This window comes from Erwinia sp. MYb416 (assembly GCF_037479575.1).
Lineage (GTDB): Bacteria > Pseudomonadota > Gammaproteobacteria > Enterobacterales > Enterobacteriaceae > Erwinia > Erwinia rhapontici.
Map to the genome: position 1 here is coordinate 86,651 of NZ_JBBGYT010000439.1, position 23,381 is coordinate 110,031.

The window sequence follows — 23,381 nt, forward strand, 5'->3', positions numbered from 1 at the left end:
GGAGCCAGAATAAACAGGGGGAACACCAGACGTGGGGCAAAAAAAAAGCAGCGGTCAAAGACCGCTGCTGGATTCACTCCACGTGGCGAACACTATTAAACGGCTTGTTTAACCTGTTCATCCAGCAGTTGTGAATTGTTATCGGCAACTTCTGCGATAAGTTTACGTCTTTTTACCGCTCGAGATGGCGGTTGGCACAGGCTGCAAGTGAAGCTACCCACGGGCTGATGCGCATGGTTAATAAAGCTTCCGCCGCAGCATTTGCAACCGGTTAATTCCAGCATGCCACTTTCAACAAACCGGACCAGGGTCCAGGCGCGTGTCAGCGCCAACAGCGGGCCCTCGTCCTGTTGCGGGCACTGTTCGAGATAGAGACGGTAAGCTTTGATCACCGCTTCCACACCCGTACACAACCCGCTTTTCACCATAAACTGCCAGGCATTACAAAACATGGAAGCATGGATATTCTGCTCCCAGGTCATGAACCAATCGGTAGAAAACGGCAGCATGCCTTTTGGCGGTGGGCTACCGCGCAACTCTTTATACAACTTAATTAAGCGACCGCGACTCAGCTGCGTTTCGCTTTCTAACATTTGTAAGCGTGCACCCAGAGTGATGAGTTCCATCGCCAGCTGAATATCGCGCGCTTCCTGAACAATACTTTTCTCAGCCATTAGCTCGCCACTCTCTTTTTCGGTGTCTCATCATCTTTCGAGACATCACGTAATAAACGACTAGATAACAAGATGCCTGTATGGATCTGTTGTAAGTCGTCCACGCGAGATTCCTGAGTGAGACGGCTGATTGACTTGTGATCGTTGAAACGGAACTGACACACCAATTGATTGGTTTCGGCCAGCTTAACCATTTCGGGCAATGTTAATCCTGCAAGCGCATCGGCCATTGGCTCATCGATGCCCAGACGGAACATTGCTGAAGCTTTTTCCTGGTTAATTAAACGTTGTGCGAGCAATAAATATGACAAGTTGATGTCGTAAATATGTTTGAGTAATTCTGATGTACCCATTTTTTTTCCATCCTGACTGACACTACTTTTAACGTGTGCGGCTGAGGCCGCTACCATGGTTGCTGGTTGGTAAATCTAAAGATGGCAAAAAATTTAGTGGCAAACGCCAAACGTATAAATAAGCTGTCTTGTTTTTCGGCAAACCAAGCCAGGAAATAATCATGAATTCATTTTGCCAGTGGCCTTTCCTGAGCCCTCTCTTCCCTGACCCCGTCCGTGACTTCTTGTTACATTCTTTTAAGACTATTCCGAAAACAAGGCAACTCTATCCCCTCTATTCGTGGGATACAACGAGAAGCCAGCCGAATTTTAGATAAAGTGTGACGTAGATCACATTTTTAAGGCAAATACTTCCCAAAAACCCATCAGCAATACTGTTGATTAGCTCACTAACTAACCATTTCGGTCATTTTTTGTAAATTTCACACCGTGAGTAACCATCACCAGTCCAAAAGCGGACTAATTGGTATATTAAAGCGAACCGGCTGAGACGAAGCGGCAAACACCGAGTATTAATCTCGCAATAAATAAAATAAACAGGATTTAATGCCAGAAAAGACAGTGAAGCAGACGAGTATGGTTAGTTACTCACGGTGAATATCTGACCGCTACATGAAGTCAAAAATGTGACATAGCGCAGGTTTTTTACAGGAAGTGATAATGCTTTGTAAGCAGTCAACCCCTTACGTTCAGCCTGTGACAGCAGATGTAAACAAGCGTTACATAAGTGATATGAATGTTTTGGCGGGAGTTTTAGGAATTACCCTATGAGTATCGACAAAAGACCAACTTTCTTTAGTGAAAAGTGGATTTTTTTTAGTTTCTATGGGCCGGATGGGTGTTTTTTCCACAATTAACCGCATAAATAGCGATGTGGTGATCGGGAATGGTTAAGCGGGGGCCATAAAATCAGGGGGCATCGCCCCCTGTTACGAACCGTTCTTATTTAGGCTGGACCGTCTTATCAGGCGAGTTTGGGAAAGGCGGCCACATTACTCTCCTTTTCCTGCACCCGCCCTTCCTGCGGCAACGCCCGCAGATCTTTCAGGTAGCTCTCACGCCAGTGGGTGATGTCGTTTTGGCGCAGTACAGTCATCATGTCGTTGTAGCGCGATATTCGCTCCGTCCGCGACATGGTCATCGCCTGATTCAGTGCGGCAGCAACCTCATCCCGATCGTAAGGATTGACGATCAGGGCTGATGTGAGTTCATTGGCCGCCCCGGCGAAGCGTGACAGCACCAGCACGCCGGGATCATCCGGGTCCTGTGCCGCCACATATTCTTTCGCCACCAGGTTCATGCCATCACGCAACGGCGTCACGAGGCCGATATCCGTCAGACGGAATATCTTCATCAGCAGTCGGCGGTCAAAATGCTGGTTCAGGTAGTAGAGAGGCGTCCAGCCCAGCGTGCCATACTTACCATTGATGCGCCCTGCTTCCGTTTCCAGCTGGTGGCGAATGTCCTGATAGGCCTGCACATCACCGCGCGAAGTCGGCGCAATCTGTGAGTAGCGGATTTTCCCATGATGCTGTGGGTAGTTTTCCAGCAGCGCCTCATAGGCGAGAAAACGCTCCGGCAATCCTTTCGAATAGTCGAGCCGCTCACAGGCAATGATGTTCTGCGCATCACCTAAATCTTTTTTCATGGCCACCATTTTCGGTGGTAGCGGGCCTTCAGCCATCTCTTTGATACTGTCTGGCTCAATCCCTATCGGATAAACTTCGGTGGAGAACCGGTTACCAAACGCACGATGCGATTTCCCCTGGGTGGACAGCGGAGTCAGCAGTGACACACACTCCAGAAACGCGATGCGGTCGCTTTCTGTCTGGAAGCCCAGCAGATCGTAATCGCACATCATCTCCAGCAAATCGGCATGAGGGGGCAGCGCGTTGAAGATTTCCGGCGTTGGGAACGGGATATGCAGGAAGAAACCAATGCGATTATTAATGCCCAGCTTACGCAGCTCAGCGGCAAACGGCAGCAGATGGTAATCATGGATCCACAGCACATCGTCTTCTTTCAATAGCGGCTTTAAACGCTGCGCCAGCTGAGTGTTCACGCGACGATAACCCTCCCACGCTTCGCGCTGGAAATTCACCAGGTCAAGGCGGTAATGAAAGGCAGGCCACAGTACGGCATTCGAGAACTGAAGGTAATAAAGGTCATAATCGTTCTGGTTCAGACCAAAGGAGGCGTAAGTGATGCCATCCTGCTCAAGCATGTTGAGTTCGTCATCATCCTCACCGATTTCATTAATGTCTCCATTCCAGCCATACCAGACGCCTCCTGTGGATTTCAGCGCATCGACAATCCCGACGGTGAGCCCCCCTGCACTGGCCTTACTGCCATCCGGGATGGCAATACGGTTAGATACAACAACTAAGCGACTCATAACCTTAACTCCTTTCTGACGTTAAAACGTCTTCATCTAGTTTTAATCGTGCCTGTTCCAGCCAGACATAAACGGCAGCAACATCACTGAGATGTCCCCGCGCGTTGCTGGGGCCGGCACCGACTTTAATGGAAATGCCGTCCAGGGCATTGACCGTGGTAAACCCTGCCTCATCGGTCAAATCATCTCCGAGAAACACCGGGACACGCCCGGCGAACGGAGGCTGCTGCATAAAATCATCAATGGCGGCGCCTTTGTTTACGCCCCGGGGTTTCAGCTCCACCACACACTTGCCGGGTTGCTGCACCAGTTCCGGGAAGCGCGCAACACAGGCTTCCGCCAACTGTTCCACCGCATGCTGATGCTCTGCTGCCTGACGATAGTGCAGGGCAAACGCCATGCCTTTACTTTCCAGCGTGGTGCCTGGCAGTGCGGCGAGCGCCGAGGTCAGTTCACGATTGAGCGTCCTGACGGTGTCGGGGTCGAGAGAGATGCGCGTGATATGCCCTTCGCTGTCACGTCGTTCCGCGCCGTGTACGCCAGCCATCGGCAACACGAGCGGAGACGCCAGCGCATCCAGTTGATCAATTGGCCGACCGGAGATCAGTGCCACGGCCCCCTCGCAGCGATGTGCCAGCCGTTTGAGATCGTCCAGCGCCTGCGCCGGAATAGAAACCTCATCGGGCCGCGGCTTAATCGCTGCCAGGGTGCCGTCCACATCAAAGAAAAAGGCGTAGCGGGTATCTGCCTGGAGTGGGGGAACGAAATCTGTTTGCGTTGTCACACATTCCTCCTGAGTTAGGGTTTCAGAAGATGCTGCTGACAATGAGGGGGACAGCGTAGCCTGACGAACGGGGTAAACGGGACCTGTCGTCAGACGTGGTCGAGGGCAGGAAATCTCATGCGTCGGCCCTCAGTGCAGACAACATCAGACTAAAGTATAGCGGGGTTTCCAGATCCCGCCAGAAATCAGGCGCTAACAGGCTGCTGCCACAGAGAATTCACATCTAACTCCGGCCAGCGGTTTACCTCTTCGGGTCCCACGATGTTGTCTTCACAGTGCAGACTGGCCAGGTCAATGACGTGCGGCGTCAGTCGTTTTCCGCTATTCAGTGAGAAGAAAACGCAGACTTTGGGTTGCAGCAGCGAATGGTCTCCGGGTTCAATCACCACCCCAAGACGGCCTGACGACAGGCGCACCAGTGAGCCAACGGGATAGATGCCCACCGCTTTGACAAAGGCATACAGCAGTTTGCGGTCGAAGTGCCCAGGCCAGTTCGCCATCTGGTGCATCGCACTGGCCGGGTTCCAGCCTGCTTTATAAGGACGTTCGGAAGTGACGGCATCGTAGACATCACAGATGGCCGCCATACGCGATAACAACGAGATGCCATTGGCGCGCAGCCCGTGCGGATAACCGCTGCCATTCACTTTCTCGTGATGGTGTAATGCCACATCCTGCAAATCGTCATCGGCTCCGCTCAGACGCAGGATCTCCGCCCCCGCCACCGGATGGAATTTCATGATATCGAACTCTTCATCCGTCAGCTTGCCAGGTTTGTTGAGGATCGCCAGCGGTATCGCCGCTTTGCCCACATCATGCAGCAGCCCCGCCATCCCGGCGCGTTTCGCCTGCGCCTCGTCCAGCTCCAGCTGTGATGCCAGCGACAGCATCAGTGCACAGACAGCCACGGAGTGAAGATACGTGTAATCATCATGGGATTTCAGACGCACCACGCTGAGCAATGCCGCCGGATGGCGGTTGAGCGATCCGGCGATATCATTCACCAGCGGGACGGTACTCTCAGCATCAATGGTTTTACCCAACCGCGCATCGCTGAACATCGCCATCACCGGGCCTTTTGCCGCGAGGCAGATTTTATTTGCCTGTGCCATTTCACTCTGCATCGTCACGACGGCATCTTCAGCAACAGACTGCGGTTCGTAAACAGCGGGAACCTCTGCAATCGGTTGTGTCAACGGTGCCCCTTCGCGGATTTTCACCTCAGGGCCTCGGCCACGGGACAGATCGATCCACACCTCACGAACATCGCTTTGCTGGATGGCATGGATGTGTACGGCGTCAGACAGCAGCATCTCATTATGTACCAACGGGTGCTTAAGCCAGAACACATCCAGCTTGTATAAATACATCCCCGTTTGCAGTTCATTCACCGCAATACTGATGATCATCCGGCCTCCCCCTGACAATGTGAATTCCATTCCTTCATTACTATCGGCAGATCAACAAAAAATCTGCAGGGCTGGCGGACAAATCAGCGGGAATTTTACCGGAAATTACGCCAGATGTGTCCCTGCTCACAGCCGATCGCCCTGTGCGAGAGTGCAGAATTAAGAATAGGATTCTTCCACCAAAATACCGGGGTTTTATTGACAGAAATTGAACTAAGTATGGGTAACCACAGAATCAGCATCAGACCTGTCTGGAATATCAGGCAGCGGGTTCATCCTGCCAACACATTCCACACCAATGCGCTACATTGCCTTAATTACCCGGCCATCAGTCAGACTGAAGCGCCAGCATGCAGAATAAGGGGCGATAATGTTAAACATGATGATCAAACGAAAGCGTGAACGCCGTCACACGGAAGACCGCTATCTGGCCCTGGTGCTGGCCACCAGCGCCGGGCTACTCAATGCCATGGCACTGGGCGCGTTCGGCGTCTTCCCTTCGCACATGTCCGGTAACACCTCCCAGCTCTCGACTGAAATCTCCCGCGTTGATATCCGCGACCTGACCTTTCTCCTCGCCATCATTACTGCTTTTGTGACCGGCTGCGTCACCGCCCGCATGATGGTGATCGTCGGTATCAGAAATAATATCCGCACCATCTTCAGCCTTATCCTGCTGACTGAAGGGGTATTGTTGATGATGATGTCGGCGTTTGAACTGTTGTTCTACTCTTCCGGCAATAACCGTGAGGTGCTGGTGTTTCTCGGCTTTTTAATGGGGATCCACAACGCCACCTCTACGCAGCTATCAAATGGCCGTGTGCGCTCAACGCATATCACCGGCACGCTGACGGACGCTGGCATTGCGCTGGGTTCTTTGCTGGCAACCCTGTTTCGTCGCGACCCGTCAAAAGAGGTCAACGTTCAGCGCAAACAGTTTATTACCCACCTGATCACCATCCTCTCATTCCTGTCGGGCGGCATCGCCGGCTTGCTGCTATTTAACCAGTTTGGCTTTAGTTCAATGATTGCGGTGGGGGGCTTTCTGGTGGTGATCGCCCTCAGTTCGATTGCCATCGCTGTACAGATGGCCCGACGCTAACGCCGTTTCCTTTCCTGATAATGTCCTTTTGCCTCCTGCCTGACGCAGCAGCTTTCAGAGCTGCGTCATAAAATAACAATTTGATCTGACCCGGTGTGACATTTTCGTTGCGGAAATAAACACACTACATAACTATAGGTAGAACGTTCTACTAAAACGTTCTACTGATTTTAATTACGCACACTCATACTTAAAACTCTGTCCCAGCAGGAGACACCATGCGTTTTTTTACCGGGTTCGTTAAATCGCTTTCAAAACTGTCGATGATAGGCCGCGCGCTGATGCTGCCCATTTCACTGCTGCCCGCAGCAGGGTTGTTACTGGCCTTCGGGGATAAATTCCATCTGCCGCTGATGATGAATGCCGGTGGGGTCATCTTCGATAACTTACCGCTACTGTTTGCGGTCGGTTCGGCTGTCGGTCTGGCTTCTGAATCCGGTATCGCGGCGCTGGCCGCCACCGTTTCCGTGCTGATTACCAATATGACGATTGGTACCGTGATGCACATTACACCGGAAATGGCCGCCAGTGGCGGTAAGTACGCGATGGTGATCGGCATCCCGACATTACAGATGGGGGTGTTCGGCGGCCTGATATGCGGCGTCCTCGCGGCATGGTGCTTCAACCGTTTTCACACCTTACAACTGCCTGAATTTCTCGGTTTCTTCTCCGGCAAGCGTTTTGTCGCTATCGCCACAGCGTTCCTCTCTTTCCTGCTCGGCCTGGTCTTGCCGTATATCTGGCAACATATCCAGGCGGGCATTGATGCCCTGTCGATTGTGGTCAATGGGGATAATCAGGCGCTGTCGACCTTTATCTTTGGTCTGGTTGAGCGTGCGCTGATCCCACTGGGACTGCACCATATCTGGTATCCGTCTTTCTGGTACTCCTTTGGGGACTACACCACCCAGGCCGGGCAGCTTATCCACGGCGATCAGACCATCTGGTTCAAGATGCTGGAAGAAGGCACCAAGTCCTTTAGCAGCGACAGCTATCAGAACGCCGGTAAGTTTATGCAGGGGGAATTCCCGCTGATGCTGTTCGCTCTGCCCGCCGCCTGTCTGGCGATGTACCATGAAGCTAATACCAAAAACAAAAAAATTGCCGCCGGTATTCTGTTCTCTGCCGCCCTGACCTGCTTCCTGACCGGCATTACCGAACCGGTAGAATTTACCTTTATCTTCGTCGCCCCGATCCTCTATGTGTTTAACGCCGTTATGGCGGGCCTTTCTTATATGTGTATGTACCTGCTGCACGCACATATCGCCAAATCGTTCTCGGCCGGGCTGATTGACTATATCTCATTCGGTATTCTGCCTTCCTTTAATGGCTTCCAGACCAACTTCCTCAGCGCCGTGATCGTCGGTGTGCCGATGGCAGTGATCTACTACGTGGTGTTCCGTTTTGTTATCCGCCGTCTGGACGTTAAAACACCGGGCCGCGCCGATATCACCGCTAACGCCGGAGATAAAAGCGATATCGAGCTGGCGACAGAGATCGTCGGTCTGCTGGGAGGCAACAAAAATATTGGCAGCGTGGGTGCCTGTATCACACGACTGCGACTGGAAGTTGAAGACAGCGAACTGGTTGATAAAGACGGGCTGTATCATCTGGGCGCACGCGGCGTGGTGTTCGTCGGGGATAACGGCATTCAGGTTATCTTTGGTGCCCGGGCGCAGTTTATCGCTCAGCAAATGACGCAGCTGACCGGGCGGTAACTGGCACAAATCGTCGTCTCCTGTATGCTACGGGAGACGCGTTTTTTACAAGGATTGCAATGAAGAAGGTCAGCATCATTGATGTGGCAAAACTGGCGGGAGTTTCCGTCTCCACGGTGTCGCTGGTACTCCGTCAAAAAGGGAAGATTTCAGCGCAAACCATTGAAAAGGTAAAAGAGGCCATCACTGAACTGGGCTACGTACATAACGTTGCCGCCGCTAACCTGCGCTCTAATACCTCAAATCTGATTGGTCTGATCGTGCGTGACTTTAGTGATACCTTTAACCTTAAGGTGATCACCAGCATTGTACAGGCGCTGGAGCAGCAGGGTTATATGGTGTTTCTTGCTCATCCTCAGGATGATGAAGATCGCCTGGTCCAGTGTCTGTTGTCCTTCAGCCGCCAGGGGGTGGCAGGTGTTATTTATCTCACGAATGATGCCACGCGGCTCACCTTACCGGGTCCCATTCGCCACTGCTCACTGCCGCTGGTCACCGTTTCTCAGGCAATGATCGAAGGTCAGTACGATCTGGTGATGCGGGACAACCGCCAGGCCGCGGCCCAGGCCACACGCTATCTGATTGAGCGTGGGCATCGTAATATTGCGTATATTGGCGGGGAAGAGCGCTGTCAGATCCGCGCTCAGCGTCTGGCCGGTTACCGCATGGCGTTGCAGCATTACGGCTTACCTTATAAAGAAGAATTGACGCCTTCCTGCCTGGAAGAGACGAATGCGGCCCGCCTGGCCACCCGGCGCTTGCTGGAAAGCAATAATAAGATCACCGCCCTGCTGTGCCACTCATCACATGCCATTATTGGCTGCCTGAACGGCATCCATCAGGTGGGTCGTACCGTCGGGAAAGATGTATTTCTGACTCAGCAGGTGTCGCTGCTAGGCTTTGAAGATATGTTGCAGATTAACCTCAGCTCCCCCTCCTTTACTTACGTCTCTTCTGCCAGTGATGAAACAGGCCGACAGGCCGCTGCGCTGATCCTGCGTAAAATCCAGCAAAGCGACCTGCCGCCTCAGCGTATTGTCGTTTCGGGCGAACTGGTGCTCAGAGAATCCGGCTGATCGCGCCTACCCCTGTCCTGTATTCACCCGCTTGCCGATATTTTTCCATGGTCATTGAGAGCACACTAACCGCCCTCGGGATCCATACCGGCTTAGATCAACAATTAGAATGTAAATTCCATGCAGTACGAAAAAAACCCTTATTTGAAAAATTCAATCCGTTAAATGGGCCGTTTTGATCGTATTTCCACTGAAAAAAAACGGTTTACCCCCTCCCCAACGCGCCGATTTTGTCATAATACCCATCCAACGCCATTTTTCATATCACTGATTAAATTCAGTTTTTACTTTTCACCCGCCACCATTTCATAACCAGGGGTAATGAAACCTGTTTATCTCACACCAAAATCACCGCTCAGTGCAACAATCGCTTAAATAGTTTTAACCCGCTCACAGATTTCGAAATATTCAATTCAATACGTACCGAATAGAACATACATTCCACTGAGTTAACAAATAAAACGAGATGGGAATCGCAGTCCCATCGTGACAGGCCGCTCTGTGGCCAGCTTTGAAAAGGGTTAAAAAATGGATACCAGGCAAACGCGTTATAATATGAAGTACGTAATGCTCTGTTGCACGGTGGCGGCATTTGGTGGGCTGCTTTTGGGGTATGACTCCTCGGTGATCTCCGGTGCTATCGAACCACTGAGTGACTATTTCCAACTCTCCCCCAGCGAAACCGGCTGGGCGGTGTCAAACATTCTGCTCGGCAGCCTGATCGGTTGTTTCATCGCCCCTAAACTCAGCGATAAGCTGGGCCGCAAAAACTCACTGGCGATCACCGCCTTTATCTTCACCGTGTCGGTGGCAGGCACCGTGGTGGCGCACAACTTCACTACCTTCGTGATTATGCGCATGCTGGGCGGGCTGGCGATTGGGCTGGCATCGGTGATCTCCCCTATCTATCTGGCCGAGCTGTCACCGTCAAAGTTTCGCGGACGCACCTCAGCGCTCTACGCTGTCTGCTGTGTTGGCGGCCAGTCCGTCGTGCTGTTAACCAACTTCTTTATTAATAAATCCATGGCGCCGGAAGCGATGATCGATATGGGCTGGCGCTACATCCTCGCCACGGCGCTGATCCCCTGCGCGCTGTTCCTGTTCTGCATTCTGTTTATTCCTGAGTCACCGCGCTGGAACGTGCTGAAAGGACGCGATAAAGCCGCCCTGGACACACTGACTAAAATCTCGAATAAAGAACATGCTGAAACCGTGTTTAGTGAGATCAAACGCTCCTTCAGCCACCAGGCAGCGAATCAGCATAAAACCAAATTCCGTCTTGATAAAACCACGGTGCCTTTACTGGTGATCGGTATCGGTCTGGCCATTGGTAATCAGATTAGCGGTATTAACGTGATCCAGTACTTTGGCCCGTCCCTGCTGAAAAACGTCTCGTCCAGCACCGACAGTGCGCTGCTGGTGACCTTCTGGCTGTCCGTTTGTCAACTGGTCGGGGTGTTGATCGGGATGTCATTGATTGACCGGGTGGGACGCCGCAAGCTGCTGCTGATGGGTGCCATCGCCTCCAGCGTGTTTCTGACCTACTCGTTTGTCGCCTTCTATTATCAGTTGCCTGGCCTGCTGGCCGTGGTCGGCCTGTTCGCTTACATGGTGTTCTTCGGTATTTCATGGGGCCAGATCGTCTGGACCGTGCTGGGTGAGATTTTCCCGACGGAAATCCGTTCGGTGTGCGTCGGTATCTCCATCTGCATGATGTCGATGGCTAACTTTATCATCAGCACCACCTTCCCGATTTTAAACAGTAACGCCTTCTTGCTGGACGTGTTCCACGGTGGCTTCCCGCTGCTGCTGTTCGCGATTTTCTCGCTGGGTATGTACTTCTTTACCTTCCGCTATCTGCCAGAGACGGCTGGCGTGTCGCTGGAGAAAATTCACGGTCTGGTCCTGAAACAGTTCAATGTCAACGTGGATGAATCAGAACTGCTGGGCACTAAGGCAGGTGATAAAAACACCGAGTCGTTTAATGTCCCGATGGGGCACTGATTACCCTGGCGGTCCGCATTCTGCGGACCGCCAGCCTCACTCAGAACCAGATTTCACTCTGCACGCCAAAACTCCAGTTCCCTCCTGCACTAAATCCGGCGCTGCCAAAATCATCATTCACTGCATACCGATCCAGATCCTTCGACCAGTTCATATACGTCACGAAGAAACGGATTTCCGGCCGCGCCTTAATATCAAACACCTCCCCCACCTTAAAGGTCGGGGCAAACGTCAGCTTGTAAAAGTCCCCTTTCACAGCCTGGTATTGATTCAGCGCGCCATCACTGCGATAGCTTCTGCCATTAGGGTCGAGATCCATATACTGCCAGGACGCTTCATACAGCAGCGCAACGTTGCGGCTGATAGCCTGTGAAGCACGCAGATTGAACGTTGCCCAGTCATAGCGATCCCCCTCGCGATAACGGTCTTCACTGTGCTGGGCAATCACTGACGGTGCCAGTTCCCAGCGTTCACTCAGCGGCACAATACCGTAAGAGGCGAAGCGCAGAGACTGTGCATTACGCGTCAAATCTCCATCACTTCCCGGTTGCCGTGCTTCAGCCCCCAGGCCGCGACCATATTGCAACGCACTCTCTGATGTGCCGGGCAGCAGACCATAAAAACGCTGTTTATCATGCCAGGCCAGCATGGTATAGGCACCATTTTTGGCCGTGTTATCGCTGCGGGTGGCATAGCTGCCGGTGGTCGAGGTGTTGTCTTGCAGGTCATCGTTGCCTTGCGCACTCATTCCCGTCAGCATCCATTGCAGATTGCCCCAGTAGTTGTTGGCCGTCAGCATCACGTTCTGCACATCGTTGTCGTTGTAACGGTCGCTGCCGAGATCGCCAAAATTACGCGCATACAGTGAGAAATTACTGTGGAAGCCCGGCGTCCACTGCACGTCATTTATCCCACCGCCCGTGCCCCCCAGAAAGACAATATCGCTGTCGGTAAAGTGGATATCGAAATTATCGCGATCGAAGCGTTTACCGGCCCACAGCGTGGCATTTTTTAGCGGGCCACCGAAATCGGCAAGGCTACCCATTTCCACATACAGCTGACGAATATTCAGATGGTGGCTGTCATTATCCTGTACCCACGGATCGGGATTATTCGCGCCGTCGGCCAGCATAGTTTTAAATCTGGCCCAGGAGCCATCGTTAAACGTCATGTTCTTAATGAAACTCAGCTCAACATAGTTGTCTTTCTCGTTGCCCAGACGGCCAATATGCGCGTCGCCGCCGATAGAACTGGCGGGAGAAACTCCCGGCCCGCCGTGAGCACCGCGTCCGCTGCCGCTCAGCAATGCGCCGGAACGGGCATAGCCGGAAAACTCAAACCCATTGTCTTTCTCAGTGGCCGCTACCGCTGGGGCAGCAGGCGATGCTGCCGGCTGTGCCGCTGCCAGCTGACGCTCTGCACGCACGGCGCGCGCCTCAGCCTGGGCCATTTTTTCACTCGCCTGCTGCGCGCTGAGGCGTGCACTGCTGGCCTCTGCTTCCGTTTTTTCCAGCCGCTGCTCCAGCAGTGCCAGGCGTTGTTCTATGGTCAATCCTGTGGCGGCTTGAGCCATCGGGCAGCTCAATAGCGCGCAGCAGAGCGCCACGTAAAGAGGACTTTTACGCATTATCCGTTCCTGTTTGAAGGTGATCAGTGCTGCGGGGTTGGCAGCGAATCCGGGTCTGAAGGTGAGGTCTCAGTGGCAGACGAGGCTTTACGGCGCGCTAATTCCGCGCGGATATTCTCGTAGTCGTTGTCCAGTCGGTAATATTTCCCCATCCAGATCATCGACAGAATAATCAGCACCAGCGGGATATACAGATAGCAGGTTTTAATCGCCAGCAGCGCCTCTGTGCTCTGCGCATGGTTGGCATGGTAGCCACCCAGTGACAACAGGATACCCGTTATCGCTCCGGCGCCCGCCATCGCCACTTTGCCGAGGAAGCCGTTCACGGAGGTGAGTATCCCGGCGGTATTAATCCCGGTTTTCCATTCACCGTAATCCACCGGATCGGCCTGCATGGAGAAGTAGATAGCGGTTCGCTGCCCGGCGCCAATGGAGAGGATGGTGGCCCCCATCAGCAGACCCGTGACATACGTATCTGCCACGATCATCACCAGCATTCCCAGTACATTGATGGCACTGGACAGCAGATAGACGTGACATTTTTTCATCCGCGCAGCGAGTAACGGCACGGTCAACGTCCCCAGCAACGGTACAAACGTGGAGATCCCGGCAGCCACTGCCGTGATATTGACGTCCCCCACGTAGTAGTTAAAGAAATAGACCAGCGCCCCGGTCTGGAAGAAGAACGCCCCCCACATCAGGAAGATATTCACGGCAAATACCGCCCACGGTCGGTTACTTTTAAGCCCCAGCCAGGCACGCGGTAGCGTCATACGCTCCTGTTGAACCTGAATTCGCTCCTCCACGCTGCGAAAACTGAGCAGCAGGAAAAAGGCCGCAATGCCGCCAAAAATCATCGCCGTATACAGAAAACCCTGCGCCTGATCCCCCTGCCCGAGGCTTTTCACCAGCGGCAACGTCAGCACCGCGACCAGCGTGGATCCCAGCGATCCCATCACAATGCGCACCGCCGACAGCGTGGTGCGCTCCCGGGAATCACTGGTGATAAACGGCAGCATTGCGCTGTAGGGAATATTCACGAACGTATAAAGGAATGACAGACACAGATAGGTGACGAAGGCATAGAATAAACGCCCGGTCGTGGAGAGCTCCGGCGAATAAAAGGCCAGCATACACAGCAGCCCGAACGGGATCGCCCCCAGCAATAAATAGGGGCGACAACGTCCCCAGCGGGTCGTCGTATTATCAATCACCAGCCCCATCAGCACATCGGCGACGCCATCCACCAGCCGCGTCACCAGGAACATCAGCCCGGCGTAATAAGCAGGCAACCCCATAATATCGGTATAGAAAAACATCAGGTACAACGAAATTAACTGCCAGACCAGGTTACAGGATAGATCGGCTACCCCGTATCCCAGCCGCTGACGCCATAGAGCAAAAAGTGAAGTTGGCATAATCATCTCTCAGAATTTATAGGTTATTTGTTGTTCAGAGTTCAAAGTGACGAATCAGCCATGCCGGGGTACAACTCCAGGCATGGCAGTAGCTGTTAATTAATTTGCTGCCGTAGGGTGAATAGTCGGGATTATCCGGGTCATATAACTCCCAGAAGGTCTCCGCCCCGGCCTGCACCATGCCGCCCCAATAGCGTTTAATTTCAACAACAGCCTGCTCACGTTCACCGTGAGTGAGCAGCGCTTCAATAAAGTGGTGCATCATATAAGGCGTGTGCATTTTTATCACCGGGGGATGGCGCTGTAAGCGGGCTAACAGCTGGCGACGAAATGCCACGTCACCCACTTCGCCGAGGATCAACCAGACTTGCGCAGCCCAGGAAACCTGCCGCGCTTCCCCGCTGACAAAAAAGCCCTGCTCGTCATCCCACAGATGGGTCAGTGCCGCCTGGCTGACGCGTTCAAGCGTGGTTTCCAGCCAGGCGATGTTGGCGTTATCACAGCGCCGGGCCAGCTGTATCCCTTTACGCAGGGCATAGATCAGCACGCCCTGTGCGGCAGCCTGTTTGTTGAGCTGTTCATGCCAGTCGATAAACGCCCACCAGTCTTCGCTATCACGCAGAATATGGCGATCGTCCAGACGTTGCAGCGACAGCTCAATCTGGCGCCGCGCCGTCGGCCACAGATCGTCCAGCGTTGCCCGGTCACCCGTTGCAGCCACGTAGTCTTCCAGCGTGGCGACAAACAGCAGCGCATAATCGAACAGGAAAGTATCGTCGGCGATCACCTGCGGCTGCATAAACAGATTGGAGGAGACCATACCGTCTTCGCGCGTTACCCCGGCGAACAGGTAGAGGCAGCGTTTAACCAGGTCGTTGTGCGCATAGGTGGGATAGTTGACCAGCGCCTGTAAGCGCAGGTCGCCCAGCCACAGCCGTCGATCGCGCTTCGGGCCATCTTCGAAGACATCCTGCATACAGTTTTTGAGCGTACGCACGCTGATCTCATCGATCTCCCGCAATAAGGGATCGGCAATCTGTACCTGTTGCAGGGTACTGTCACTGGCGGAGCTGACGGTGTCGAGATGGAAAGTGGGGAAACGCAGACCGTATTTCGGTGACGTCGAAACCACCCGCACTTTGACATAGCGACAGCAGTAGCGGCGCGGCAGGGTCATCTCCACGGGCAGAACATCCAGATAACTGTCCTCCTGTTGCAGCCAGCTGCGACTGAGCCAGCCATCGTATTGGGAGAACGGCTCTGCGACCTCCGCACTGATTTCGCCGAAGATAAATTGCAGGTGCGCGGGGGCATCCGGCGGACTGCCTGCCGACTCACAGCGCAGCGAGAGATACCCCACGCAATGCTGACCAAAATCCACAATAAATTCATCACCGCTGGCAAACGTTTGTTGGCTCAATTGCTCTGGTGTAAAGCGCGCTTCACTGCGCCAGCCGTGAAGAGTCAGCGCATCGGGTATCATGGTGACGACAGAAATCGGCATGACCCGCTGACGATAAAGCGCCGGCCGCATGGCATCGGCCTGGGTAAGAAACGCCGCATGAGTGCGGGTGCGTAATTCGCTATGTTTTTGCATGGCTGCGACCACAAAAGACTCCTTTAACCGGTTCAAGAGTCAGCGAGTGTAGAGCCACGGTTGGCGGGCGATCTATTCTGAAACCGCCAGGTAAAACGCGGGACTGGCGCTGCGGGAAAGGTGCCCCCGATAGCGATCACAAAATGATAAACCCGACTCGCCCACCGTTGAGAAATCCCTTAAGTTGAACGGATATCAGTGAGTGAGATGTGTGAAAGATGAATAACCTGCGGCTTGACCAGTATTTCAGCTCGGCGCGTGACCAGTTTTCCCTCTATACCAGTGACCCGGAAGATAACAATTGTGAGCACCGCCATGAGTTTAATGAGCTGGTGATCGTTGAGAGCGGGCATGGTCTGCATGTGATTAACGGCAAACCTCATTTTATCCAGGAGGGCGACGTTTTCTTTGTTAAGGATGGTGACTGCCATTTCTATGATGAGCTGGGCACACTGCGCCTGATCAATGTGCTGATCAACCGCCAGCAGCCGTTTCAGTGGCTGAACAATGTCGGGGCGTTACTGGCGCGTTTTGATGCAACCCAGCCGGGCAGTTATCACTGGCTGCTGCCGCAAACCAAAGCGCAGTGTAAACAGATGATCGGGCAGCTTTTTAGCGGTCAACAAACCCGCCACGAGGAGACGAACAGCGGCTGGCGGGAAGCCTGCTTCTTTCAGTTGCTGATGAATATGGCCTGCCAGCAGGATGAACACACCAAAAGCCAGACCAAATACAAGTTGCACAAACTGCTGGGTTTCCTGCAACAACACTGTTTTGAAGAGATTGACTGGGAGGCGTTAAGCGATCGGTTCTATCTGAGTAAGCGCACACTGCAACGCCAGATTAAAGAGACCACCGGACTCACGCCCGACAATTACATTAAACGTTTGCGGCTGGTTTCGGCGCGGGAAAAGATCATCAATACGGAGGAGAGCATTACCTATATTGCCTATCTGTGTGGCTTTGCCAACAGCAATCACTTCTCCACCTGCTATAAGCAGGTGTTTGGGCAAACACCCAGCCAGCAGCGCTCAATGCGCTAACCCGCTTCGCCCATCACTGGTTATAATCTTTTTCTTAGCATCCTATGTGGCTGCTTAACCAGAGGAGAAACCTGTGATCAAATTCAGCGTACTTTACCCACGTCAGGCCGATGCCCATTTCGACCATGATTATTACCGCGATGTGCACCTGCCGCTGATCAAATCACGGATGGGTGAACGTTGTCTGAGCTATGAAATTGATACGCCGCTGGATAACAACGCGCCGTTTATTGCGGCCTGCCATATTTACTGTGCGGATATCGAGACGTTTGAACAGGTGATTGCTGAACATGGCGAGGAGTTTGTCGCTGATGTGGCGAATTTTTCTAACATTGAGTCAGTGAAGCTGGTTTCCGACGTTTTGCGCGTCGAATAAGCGATAATAAGGGGGCCAGCAGATCGCTGGCCCCGTTAAATCAGGAGAGGATTTTCTTCTCGGCCAGATCCAGCGCGAAGTAGCTGAAGATAATATCGGCACCGGCGCGTTTGATGGCACCCAGGCTTTCGAGCGTCACGTCAAGCTCATTGATCGCCCCCGCCTGCGCACCAAATTTAATCATCGCGTACTCACCGCTGACCTGATAAGCCGCCAGCGGCAATTGCGTACGCTCACGCACGTCGCGCAGGATATCCAGATAGGCGCCTGCCGGTTTCACCATCAGCGCATCAGCACCTTCACTTTCGTCAAGCAGTGACTCACGAATCGCTTCACGGCGATTCATCGGGTTCATCTGGTAGGTTTTACGATCGCCTTTCAGCGATGTACCTGCCGCTTCACGGAACGGGCCGTAGAAAGAAGAAGCAAACTTGGTGGAGTAAGACATGATGGCAGTGTCAGTAAAGCCTGCAGCATCCAGCGCGTGGCGAATCGCTGCCACCTGCCCGTCCATTGCCGCCGAAGGCGCGATAAAATCCGCACCCGCCGCCGCGGCAACCACGGCCTGCTTGCCGAGGTTAATCAGCGTGGCATCATTATCCACGCCGTGGTCGTGCAGCACGCCGCAGTGGCCGTGGCTGGTATATTCACAGAAGCAGGTATCGGACATCACGATCATTTCCGGCACGGTCTGCTTGCAGATACGTGACATACGCGCCACCAGTCCGTTCTCATTCCAGGTATCACTGCCGTCCGCATCCGTATGATGCGAAATCCCAAAGGTCATGATCGACCGCACTCCCGCTTTCGCAATGCGTTCAATTTCATACGCCAGACGTTTTTCAGGAATACGCATCACGCCTGGCATGGCGGCAATGGGTTTGTAGTCATCAAGACCTTCCTCAACGAAGATCGGCAGAGCCAGATCATTCAGACTGAGGGTATTTTCCTGGAACAAAGTGCGAAGAGAAGCAGACTGACGCAAGCGTCTTGGGCGCTGGACTGGAGAATAGCTGGACAAAACAACCTCGGTTTAGCGGGTCACGCAACGGTAATATTCACCGATGGTGATAAACATGAATAGTGTGCTAACACTATACCTCCGGGCGCGTGATGACAATCCTTGCGCCGTTACCCGGCACAGAATGATTCATTTTATTGACCCCGCATCGCCGTAAACCCGAAAAGATCGGGCACGATGGCGCTGTGTGATTCACGGTTCTTACACTGACTAAAGGAAAATATGATGTCTGAAGACGCCAAACTGACGTTTGTCACCCTGCTGGGCAGCCTGCGTAAAGCCTCACTGAATGCCGTTGTGGCACGCAACCTGCCTGCGCTGGCTCCGGTTGGGGTTGAGATTCACGCACTCGGTTCGATTGCCGACTTACCGCACTATGACGCCGATATTCAGGATGAAGGCATCCCGGCAGCAGTACTGGAAATGGGTAAAGCGATTGCCGCCGCCGATGGCGTGGTGATCGTGACGCCGGAATATAACTATTCGGTGCCGGGCGCGCTAAAAAACGCCATCGACTGGCTGTCCCGCCTTCCGGAGAATCCGTTTGCCAACAAACCGGTGGCGATCCAGAGTGCCTCGCCGGGGATGATTGGCGGCGCACGTGCGCAGTATCATCTGCGTCAGAGCATGGTCTTTCTTAACGCCCAGGTGCTGAATAAACCGGAAATTATGATCGGCCAGGCCACCAGCCGTATTGATGCCGCGAGCGATACCATCACCGATGAAAGCACCCGCCAGCATCTGACCGCACAGCTGGCAGCGCTGGCGCAGGCAGCACGTCGCTAATCGCTGTCCCCTCTTTTCGTTACGCACACGCTTTTCCTGGCAAAACCAGGAAAAGCTCTATCCTGTATAGAGCACATTGGCACAATGAAGTATCGCAAGCGGAGAAAAGATGGGATTTATTGGATGGACCGCGGCCACAGGCGGGTTGTTATTATTGATGTCGCTCGCCTCTGGCTGGATAAGCCGGGGCCCGGTGACGGCTTTTGCTATCTATTTAATCGCCGGGGTCCTGTGTGGCCCCTGGGTACTGAATCTGCTACAGATTGATATTGCTGCCCACGCCCACCTCGCAAAAAATCTGACTGAAATCGCGATGGCCGCCTCACTGTTTATCACCGGACTGAAACTGCGTCTGCCGCTGAACAGTCCCGGATGGCGGATGGGGCTGCGACTGGCTTTCCCCGGGATGTTACTCACGGTGGCAGGCGTCACGCTGGCAGCACACTGGCTGGCCGGATTCTCATGGCCGCTGGCGCTGGCGTTTGGTGCTATCGTGGCCCCCACCGATCCGGTGCTCGCCAGCCTGATCTCCGTGAATGATGCGCGCGATGACGATAATCTGCGCGTCTCGCTCTCCAGTGAAGCCGGGCTGAATGATGGCACAGCCCTGCCATTGCTGATGCTGGCAGTATTGCTGCTCACCGGCAGCGGCGAGCTATCCTGGACGTTATTCAGCCACTGGGCGCTGGTGGATGTTCTCTGGGCGGTGGTGGGGGGAAGCCTGATCGGCTTTGTGCTCGGTCGGCTGATTGGGCAGTATGCCTCGCACCTGCGCCATACCCATCAGGATGTCGCCCCCAATGATTTTCTCGCGCTGGCGCTGATTGCGCTCAGCTATGCGATTGCACAGTCGCTGGATGCCTCCGGCTTTCTGTCAGCCTTTGCTGCCGGGGTCGGTTTACGCCGCGCCGAGATGCGCGTGGTGCGGCACTTTCCAACGGAAGCGTTTCAGGAGAGTGATTACCATCCGCCTGCGGAGGAGCTGGTCAATCCTAATGCTCGCCACCAGGGGGAACAGACCAACCCGGTCGGTTCAGCCGGACTGGTGGTCAGCGATGCGCTGTCGTTTGGCGATACGATTGAACGCCTGTTTGCCGCGGCCATTATTATTGTTCTGGGTGTCACACTGGCGCAGCACTGGAACGTCACCGGCATCCTGCTGGCCGCCCTGCTGTTTTTCGCCATCCGCCCGCTCTCGGTCTGGATTGCCACGCTGGGTGTTGATACTCCGCCGTTACAACGCGCCACCATCGGCTGGCTGGGCATACGCGGCATTGGCAGTATCAACTATATTGCCTGGGCCTATACGCATGGGCTTGATGGCCCGGAGGCCGCACGCATGGCGGATATGGCATTCACGCTTATCGTTGCCAGCGTGGTGGTGCATGGCATTTCCGTCACACCGTTACTGAACTGGCGTCAGTCACGCCTTCGCCGCGACTAACGCCTGATTCAGGCCTGTTCATTGCCTGGCTGCTTAAATGCCGCTGGCCGGGCAAGATAGACCTTCAGAATATCGTGCTTGACCATAATGCGCAGGATACCAACAAACACCAGGAACTCTGAGAGCACCAGTGAACTGGCCGCGCCGATGGCACCATATTGCCATGCCAGCAGGCAGCAGATCGGGATGTTAATCAGCCCGACAATAAACATCACATGCATACGCTGTTTCGCCAGGCCGTACGGGATAAGGATTTGCAGTCCGGCCGGGTAACTGATATTGCCAAAAATAAAGCCGCACACCACCACGCGCAGCACATTGGCTGAGTCATGAAACGCCGCCCCCAACAGGATCCGCACCACATAATCCGCAAAAAAGAAGGTGAACACCACGATAAACAGACTGATCAGAAACGACAGAGTGATGCTTTTCCGCGTTGCGGCAATCGCGGCAGCACGATCTTTATGAAACAGGTGACTGACGCGCGGAAAAAACGCATTGCCTATCTGTTCCGGCACTGAGTTAGCGGCTTTCTTCAGGCGGTCGGCACCGTTATACAGCCCCACCATATAGGTGCTGGTCATACTGGCGAGGATCAGCACGTTAATGTTATTGAATAAATTGGCACCAAAGATCGCCAAAAACACATGCAGGCTGTCTTTGATGCGTTGCATTATTTCGCGTGGTTCAAAGCGGTAGAAACCAATAACCCGCATCTGCACTACCAGACTCAGGGTGATGATGGCAGTAATAAAGGCCACTACACCCGGGATCAACGCCGCCAGCCAGGTGTCTTCTGGCGTCTTCACCAGCAGAAACGTCAGGGGGATGGAACAGAACTGCCCGACGGTGGAAATAATCGAGGTTTTACCCAGTTTTTCAAACCCCTGCATCAGCCAGCCAAAAGAGAGCAACTGGCCAAACAACACCGTAGAGTTCGCCAGCACGATATAGAACAGCGCGTGCCACGCCGGGTTAAACCAGGTCAGCAGCAGCAGGATCGCCAGCGTTGAGCAGCCCAGGATCAACTTAGCATTAAACGTCGACCAGAATAGCTGCGTCACTCGCTGCTTATCGTCGCGATGTTGAGCAATGTCCTTGGTGGTGTAGACATTGAACCCCCAGTCGGAAATCGTGCTGCAGTACATCACGCACGCCAGACCCAGCGCCAGCAGCCCCATATGCTCAACGCCAAGAATGCGCGCCAGATACGGCAGGGTAACCAGCGGGAAGATAAAGGACGTCCCGCGATAGGCCAGCAATGACAGCACGTTAATTAACAGACTTTTATCGATTACTTTAGCCATCAGTCTCTGACCTTATGTGAGATTCCATTCATGCTTTACGCAGACTCCGCTTTATCCTGATCAGATGAGAATATAATTCGGGTTGTCTTAACAGCAGCCAGTTGACCGCACCTTCCGGCTTTAGTGTTTTCCCGAAATAATAAATCGCATTCATGACATAATCGGGCACCCGCTGTCCACTGGCCAGGGAGAGATGGATCATTAATCTGAAGGAGTGAATAAGATAAAGACGACGAAGCTCGGCCTTTTCACTCACACCATCGGTCAGTTTAACTAATTTTTCATACGAGCCGAGAAAGGCGTCATAACGTTGGCGAAAAAAACTGTCACTTTTATGACTGTTGGTCAGTGAGCCACTGCGAATACGTTGCCGATAGTAAAGGTGCCGACTCACCCAGGCAATACGACAGCGCATAAATGCCTCTACGGTAAAACTATGATCTTCATGCAGCCGGGTAATGTATTTCAAATGAAACCGGTCTATGATCTCTTTTTTAAGAACGTAATTCCAGGTAGCCGATGTATACGCGCCACTATTAAGCAGACCCTGGAAAATATCCTGCGCACGCAACAAGCCAAATTGGTGGTGCTGTACTTTGGGGTAGATACGTTCCGGATCATTGTCTTCAAACATGAGTGAATTAAAACAGAAGAGTTCCAGCTCTGGATAAAGCGTAGTAATCTGGCTTAATTCCTCATAAAACCCCTCACAAACGACATCATCAGGATCACAGCAGAAGATGTATTTACCCTGTGCCAGCGCAATGCCGTAGTCGCGCGCCTGACCCAATCCGCCATTAGGGATGGTGAAGATACGGACCTGCTCTTCGCGGGCATAGTGTTGTTCTATTCGTTCCAGGGTGTCATCCGTCGAACCGTCATTAATGATAATTAATTCATTCGGCGCAGGGATTTGCGCCAGTAAAGAATCAATGCACTCGACAATATAATTCGCCACGTTATACGCAGGGATAATCACCGACAGATTTTTTTGTGTCATCACATTTGTCTCACCGTTTTGGGAACCTGTTTAATTAACACCAGAAAACGATAAAGATCAACGCACCTTCAGTGCGGGACAAGGGTTTAGGAAAATACCTGGAACATTATTAGAATCACATAAGAAAAACCCAAACAAAACGTAAACAAGATACGGGGAATCATTAATTAATCTATTTATAAACGATTCATAAACAGCTAATCAATTAAGTCACATATTAAAATATTCATTAATACATAATTAATGA

Annotated in this window: 19 protein-coding genes; 8 read left to right on the forward strand and 11 right to left on the reverse strand. The window is 53.1% G+C overall.

Annotated elements, in window-relative coordinates; all coding sequences use genetic code 11:
• Positions 1-95: 95 nt before the first annotated feature.
• From flhC to WH277_RS19240, 5 genes are all read right to left on the reverse strand, one after another.
• Positions 96-674: a flagellar transcriptional regulator FlhC gene (gene flhC, locus WH277_RS19220; protein WP_133841756.1), complete on the reverse strand. Its 579-nt coding sequence runs from the start codon at positions 672-674 to the stop codon at positions 96-98.
• On the reverse strand, positions 674-1,027 hold the full coding sequence (gene flhD / locus WH277_RS19225) for a flagellar transcriptional regulator FlhD (protein ID WP_133841755.1): 354 nt from the start codon (positions 1,025-1,027) through the stop codon (positions 674-676). Before flhD ends, flhC begins: the two co-directional genes overlap by 1 nt.
• 964 nt (positions 1,028-1,991) lie before the next feature.
• Entirely contained in the window at positions 1,992-3,422 is a 1,431-nt protein-coding gene (gene otsA / locus WH277_RS19230) for an alpha,alpha-trehalose-phosphate synthase (protein ID WP_133841754.1), read from the reverse strand.
• 4 nt (positions 3,423-3,426) lie between these two features.
• Positions 3,427-4,206 (reverse strand): trehalose-phosphatase, encoded by a 780-nt coding sequence (otsB, locus tag WH277_RS19235; RefSeq protein ID WP_167863758.1) that lies wholly within the window; start codon positions 4,204-4,206, stop codon positions 3,427-3,429.
• 185 nt (positions 4,207-4,391) lie between these two features.
• Positions 4,392-5,615, reverse strand: a complete 1,224-nt coding sequence (locus WH277_RS19240) for an HD-GYP domain-containing protein (RefSeq protein ID WP_133841752.1) — start codon at positions 5,613-5,615, stop codon at positions 4,392-4,394.
• Positions 5,616-5,985: 370 nt separating this feature from the next.
• On the opposite strand from WH277_RS19240, the gene WH277_RS19245 reads away from it, so the two are divergent.
• The 4 genes from WH277_RS19245 (at position 5,986) to WH277_RS19260 (ending at position 11,515) form a co-directional block, all read left to right on the forward strand.
• On the forward strand, positions 5,986-6,717 hold the full coding sequence (locus tag WH277_RS19245; RefSeq protein WP_133841751.1) for a YoaK family protein: 732 nt from the start codon (positions 5,986-5,988) through the stop codon (positions 6,715-6,717).
• Positions 6,718-6,935: 218 nt separating this feature from the next.
• Positions 6,936-8,435: a PTS transporter subunit EIIC gene (locus tag WH277_RS19250; RefSeq protein ID WP_133841750.1), complete on the forward strand. Its 1,500-nt coding sequence runs from the start codon at positions 6,936-6,938 to the stop codon at positions 8,433-8,435.
• A gap of 59 nt (positions 8,436-8,494) precedes the next feature.
• Positions 8,495-9,511 (forward strand): Mal regulon transcriptional regulator MalI, encoded by a 1,017-nt coding sequence (gene malI / locus WH277_RS19255; RefSeq protein ID WP_133841749.1) that lies wholly within the window; start codon positions 8,495-8,497, stop codon positions 9,509-9,511.
• Positions 9,512-10,039: 528 nt separating this feature from the next.
• Positions 10,040-11,515 (forward strand): sugar porter family MFS transporter, encoded by a 1,476-nt coding sequence (locus WH277_RS19260; RefSeq protein WP_133841748.1) that lies wholly within the window; start codon positions 10,040-10,042, stop codon positions 11,513-11,515.
• Positions 11,516-11,555: 40 nt separating this feature from the next.
• Here WH277_RS19260 and WH277_RS19265 read toward each other — a convergent pair whose 3' ends face one another.
• Genes WH277_RS19265 through WH277_RS19275 form a run of 3 tightly spaced genes read right to left on the reverse strand, consistent with a single transcriptional unit; the run spans position 11,556 to position 16,169 of the window.
• The gene (locus WH277_RS19265; protein WP_339506486.1) at positions 11,556-13,142 is read right to left on the reverse strand and encodes a carbohydrate porin; all 1,587 of its coding nucleotides are present in this window, start codon (positions 13,140-13,142) and stop codon (positions 11,556-11,558) included.
• A 23-nt stretch (positions 13,143-13,165) separates the two neighbouring features.
• Positions 13,166-14,560, reverse strand: coding sequence for an MFS transporter (locus tag WH277_RS19270; protein ID WP_339506488.1), 1,395 nt, complete (start codon positions 14,558-14,560; stop codon positions 13,166-13,168).
• A gap of 34 nt (positions 14,561-14,594) precedes the next feature.
• A complete protein-coding gene (locus WH277_RS19275) occupies positions 14,595-16,169 on the reverse strand; it encodes an alpha-L-rhamnosidase-related protein (protein ID WP_445235340.1) in 1,575 nt (524 codons plus the stop codon).
• 206 nt (positions 16,170-16,375) lie between these two features.
• On the opposite strand from WH277_RS19275, the gene WH277_RS19280 reads away from it, so the two are divergent.
• Positions 16,376-17,200 (forward strand): helix-turn-helix domain-containing protein, encoded by an 825-nt coding sequence (locus WH277_RS19280; RefSeq protein ID WP_133841745.1) that lies wholly within the window; start codon positions 16,376-16,378, stop codon positions 17,198-17,200.
• A 73-nt stretch (positions 17,201-17,273) separates the two neighbouring features.
• On the forward strand, positions 17,274-17,576 hold the full coding sequence (locus tag WH277_RS19285; protein ID WP_133841744.1) for an EthD family reductase: 303 nt from the start codon (positions 17,274-17,276) through the stop codon (positions 17,574-17,576).
• Positions 17,577-17,616: 40 nt separating this feature from the next.
• Here WH277_RS19285 and hemB read toward each other — a convergent pair whose 3' ends face one another.
• On the reverse strand, positions 17,617-18,597 hold the full coding sequence (hemB, locus tag WH277_RS19290) for a porphobilinogen synthase (RefSeq protein WP_159336470.1): 981 nt from the start codon (positions 18,595-18,597) through the stop codon (positions 17,617-17,619).
• Between the two features lie 225 nt (positions 18,598-18,822).
• Between hemB and WH277_RS19295 the strand changes: the two genes are divergently transcribed.
• Positions 18,823-19,383, forward strand: coding sequence for an NADPH-dependent FMN reductase (locus WH277_RS19295; RefSeq protein ID WP_133842135.1), 561 nt, complete (start codon positions 18,823-18,825; stop codon positions 19,381-19,383).
• Between the two features lie 109 nt (positions 19,384-19,492).
• Positions 19,493-20,827, forward strand: coding sequence for a cation:proton antiporter (locus WH277_RS19300; RefSeq protein ID WP_339506490.1), 1,335 nt, complete (start codon positions 19,493-19,495; stop codon positions 20,825-20,827).
• A gap of 8 nt (positions 20,828-20,835) precedes the next feature.
• Here WH277_RS19300 and WH277_RS19305 read toward each other — a convergent pair whose 3' ends face one another.
• Both WH277_RS19305 and WH277_RS19310 read right to left on the reverse strand, forming a co-directional pair.
• Complete coding sequence (locus WH277_RS19305) at positions 20,836-22,134, reverse strand: flippase (RefSeq protein WP_133841741.1); 1,299 nt, start codon at positions 22,132-22,134, stop codon at positions 20,836-20,838.
• Positions 22,135-22,162: 28 nt separating this feature from the next.
• A complete protein-coding gene (locus WH277_RS19310; RefSeq protein WP_159336709.1) occupies positions 22,163-23,134 on the reverse strand; it encodes a glycosyltransferase family 2 protein in 972 nt (323 codons plus the stop codon).
• Positions 23,135-23,381: the final 247 nt, after the last annotated feature.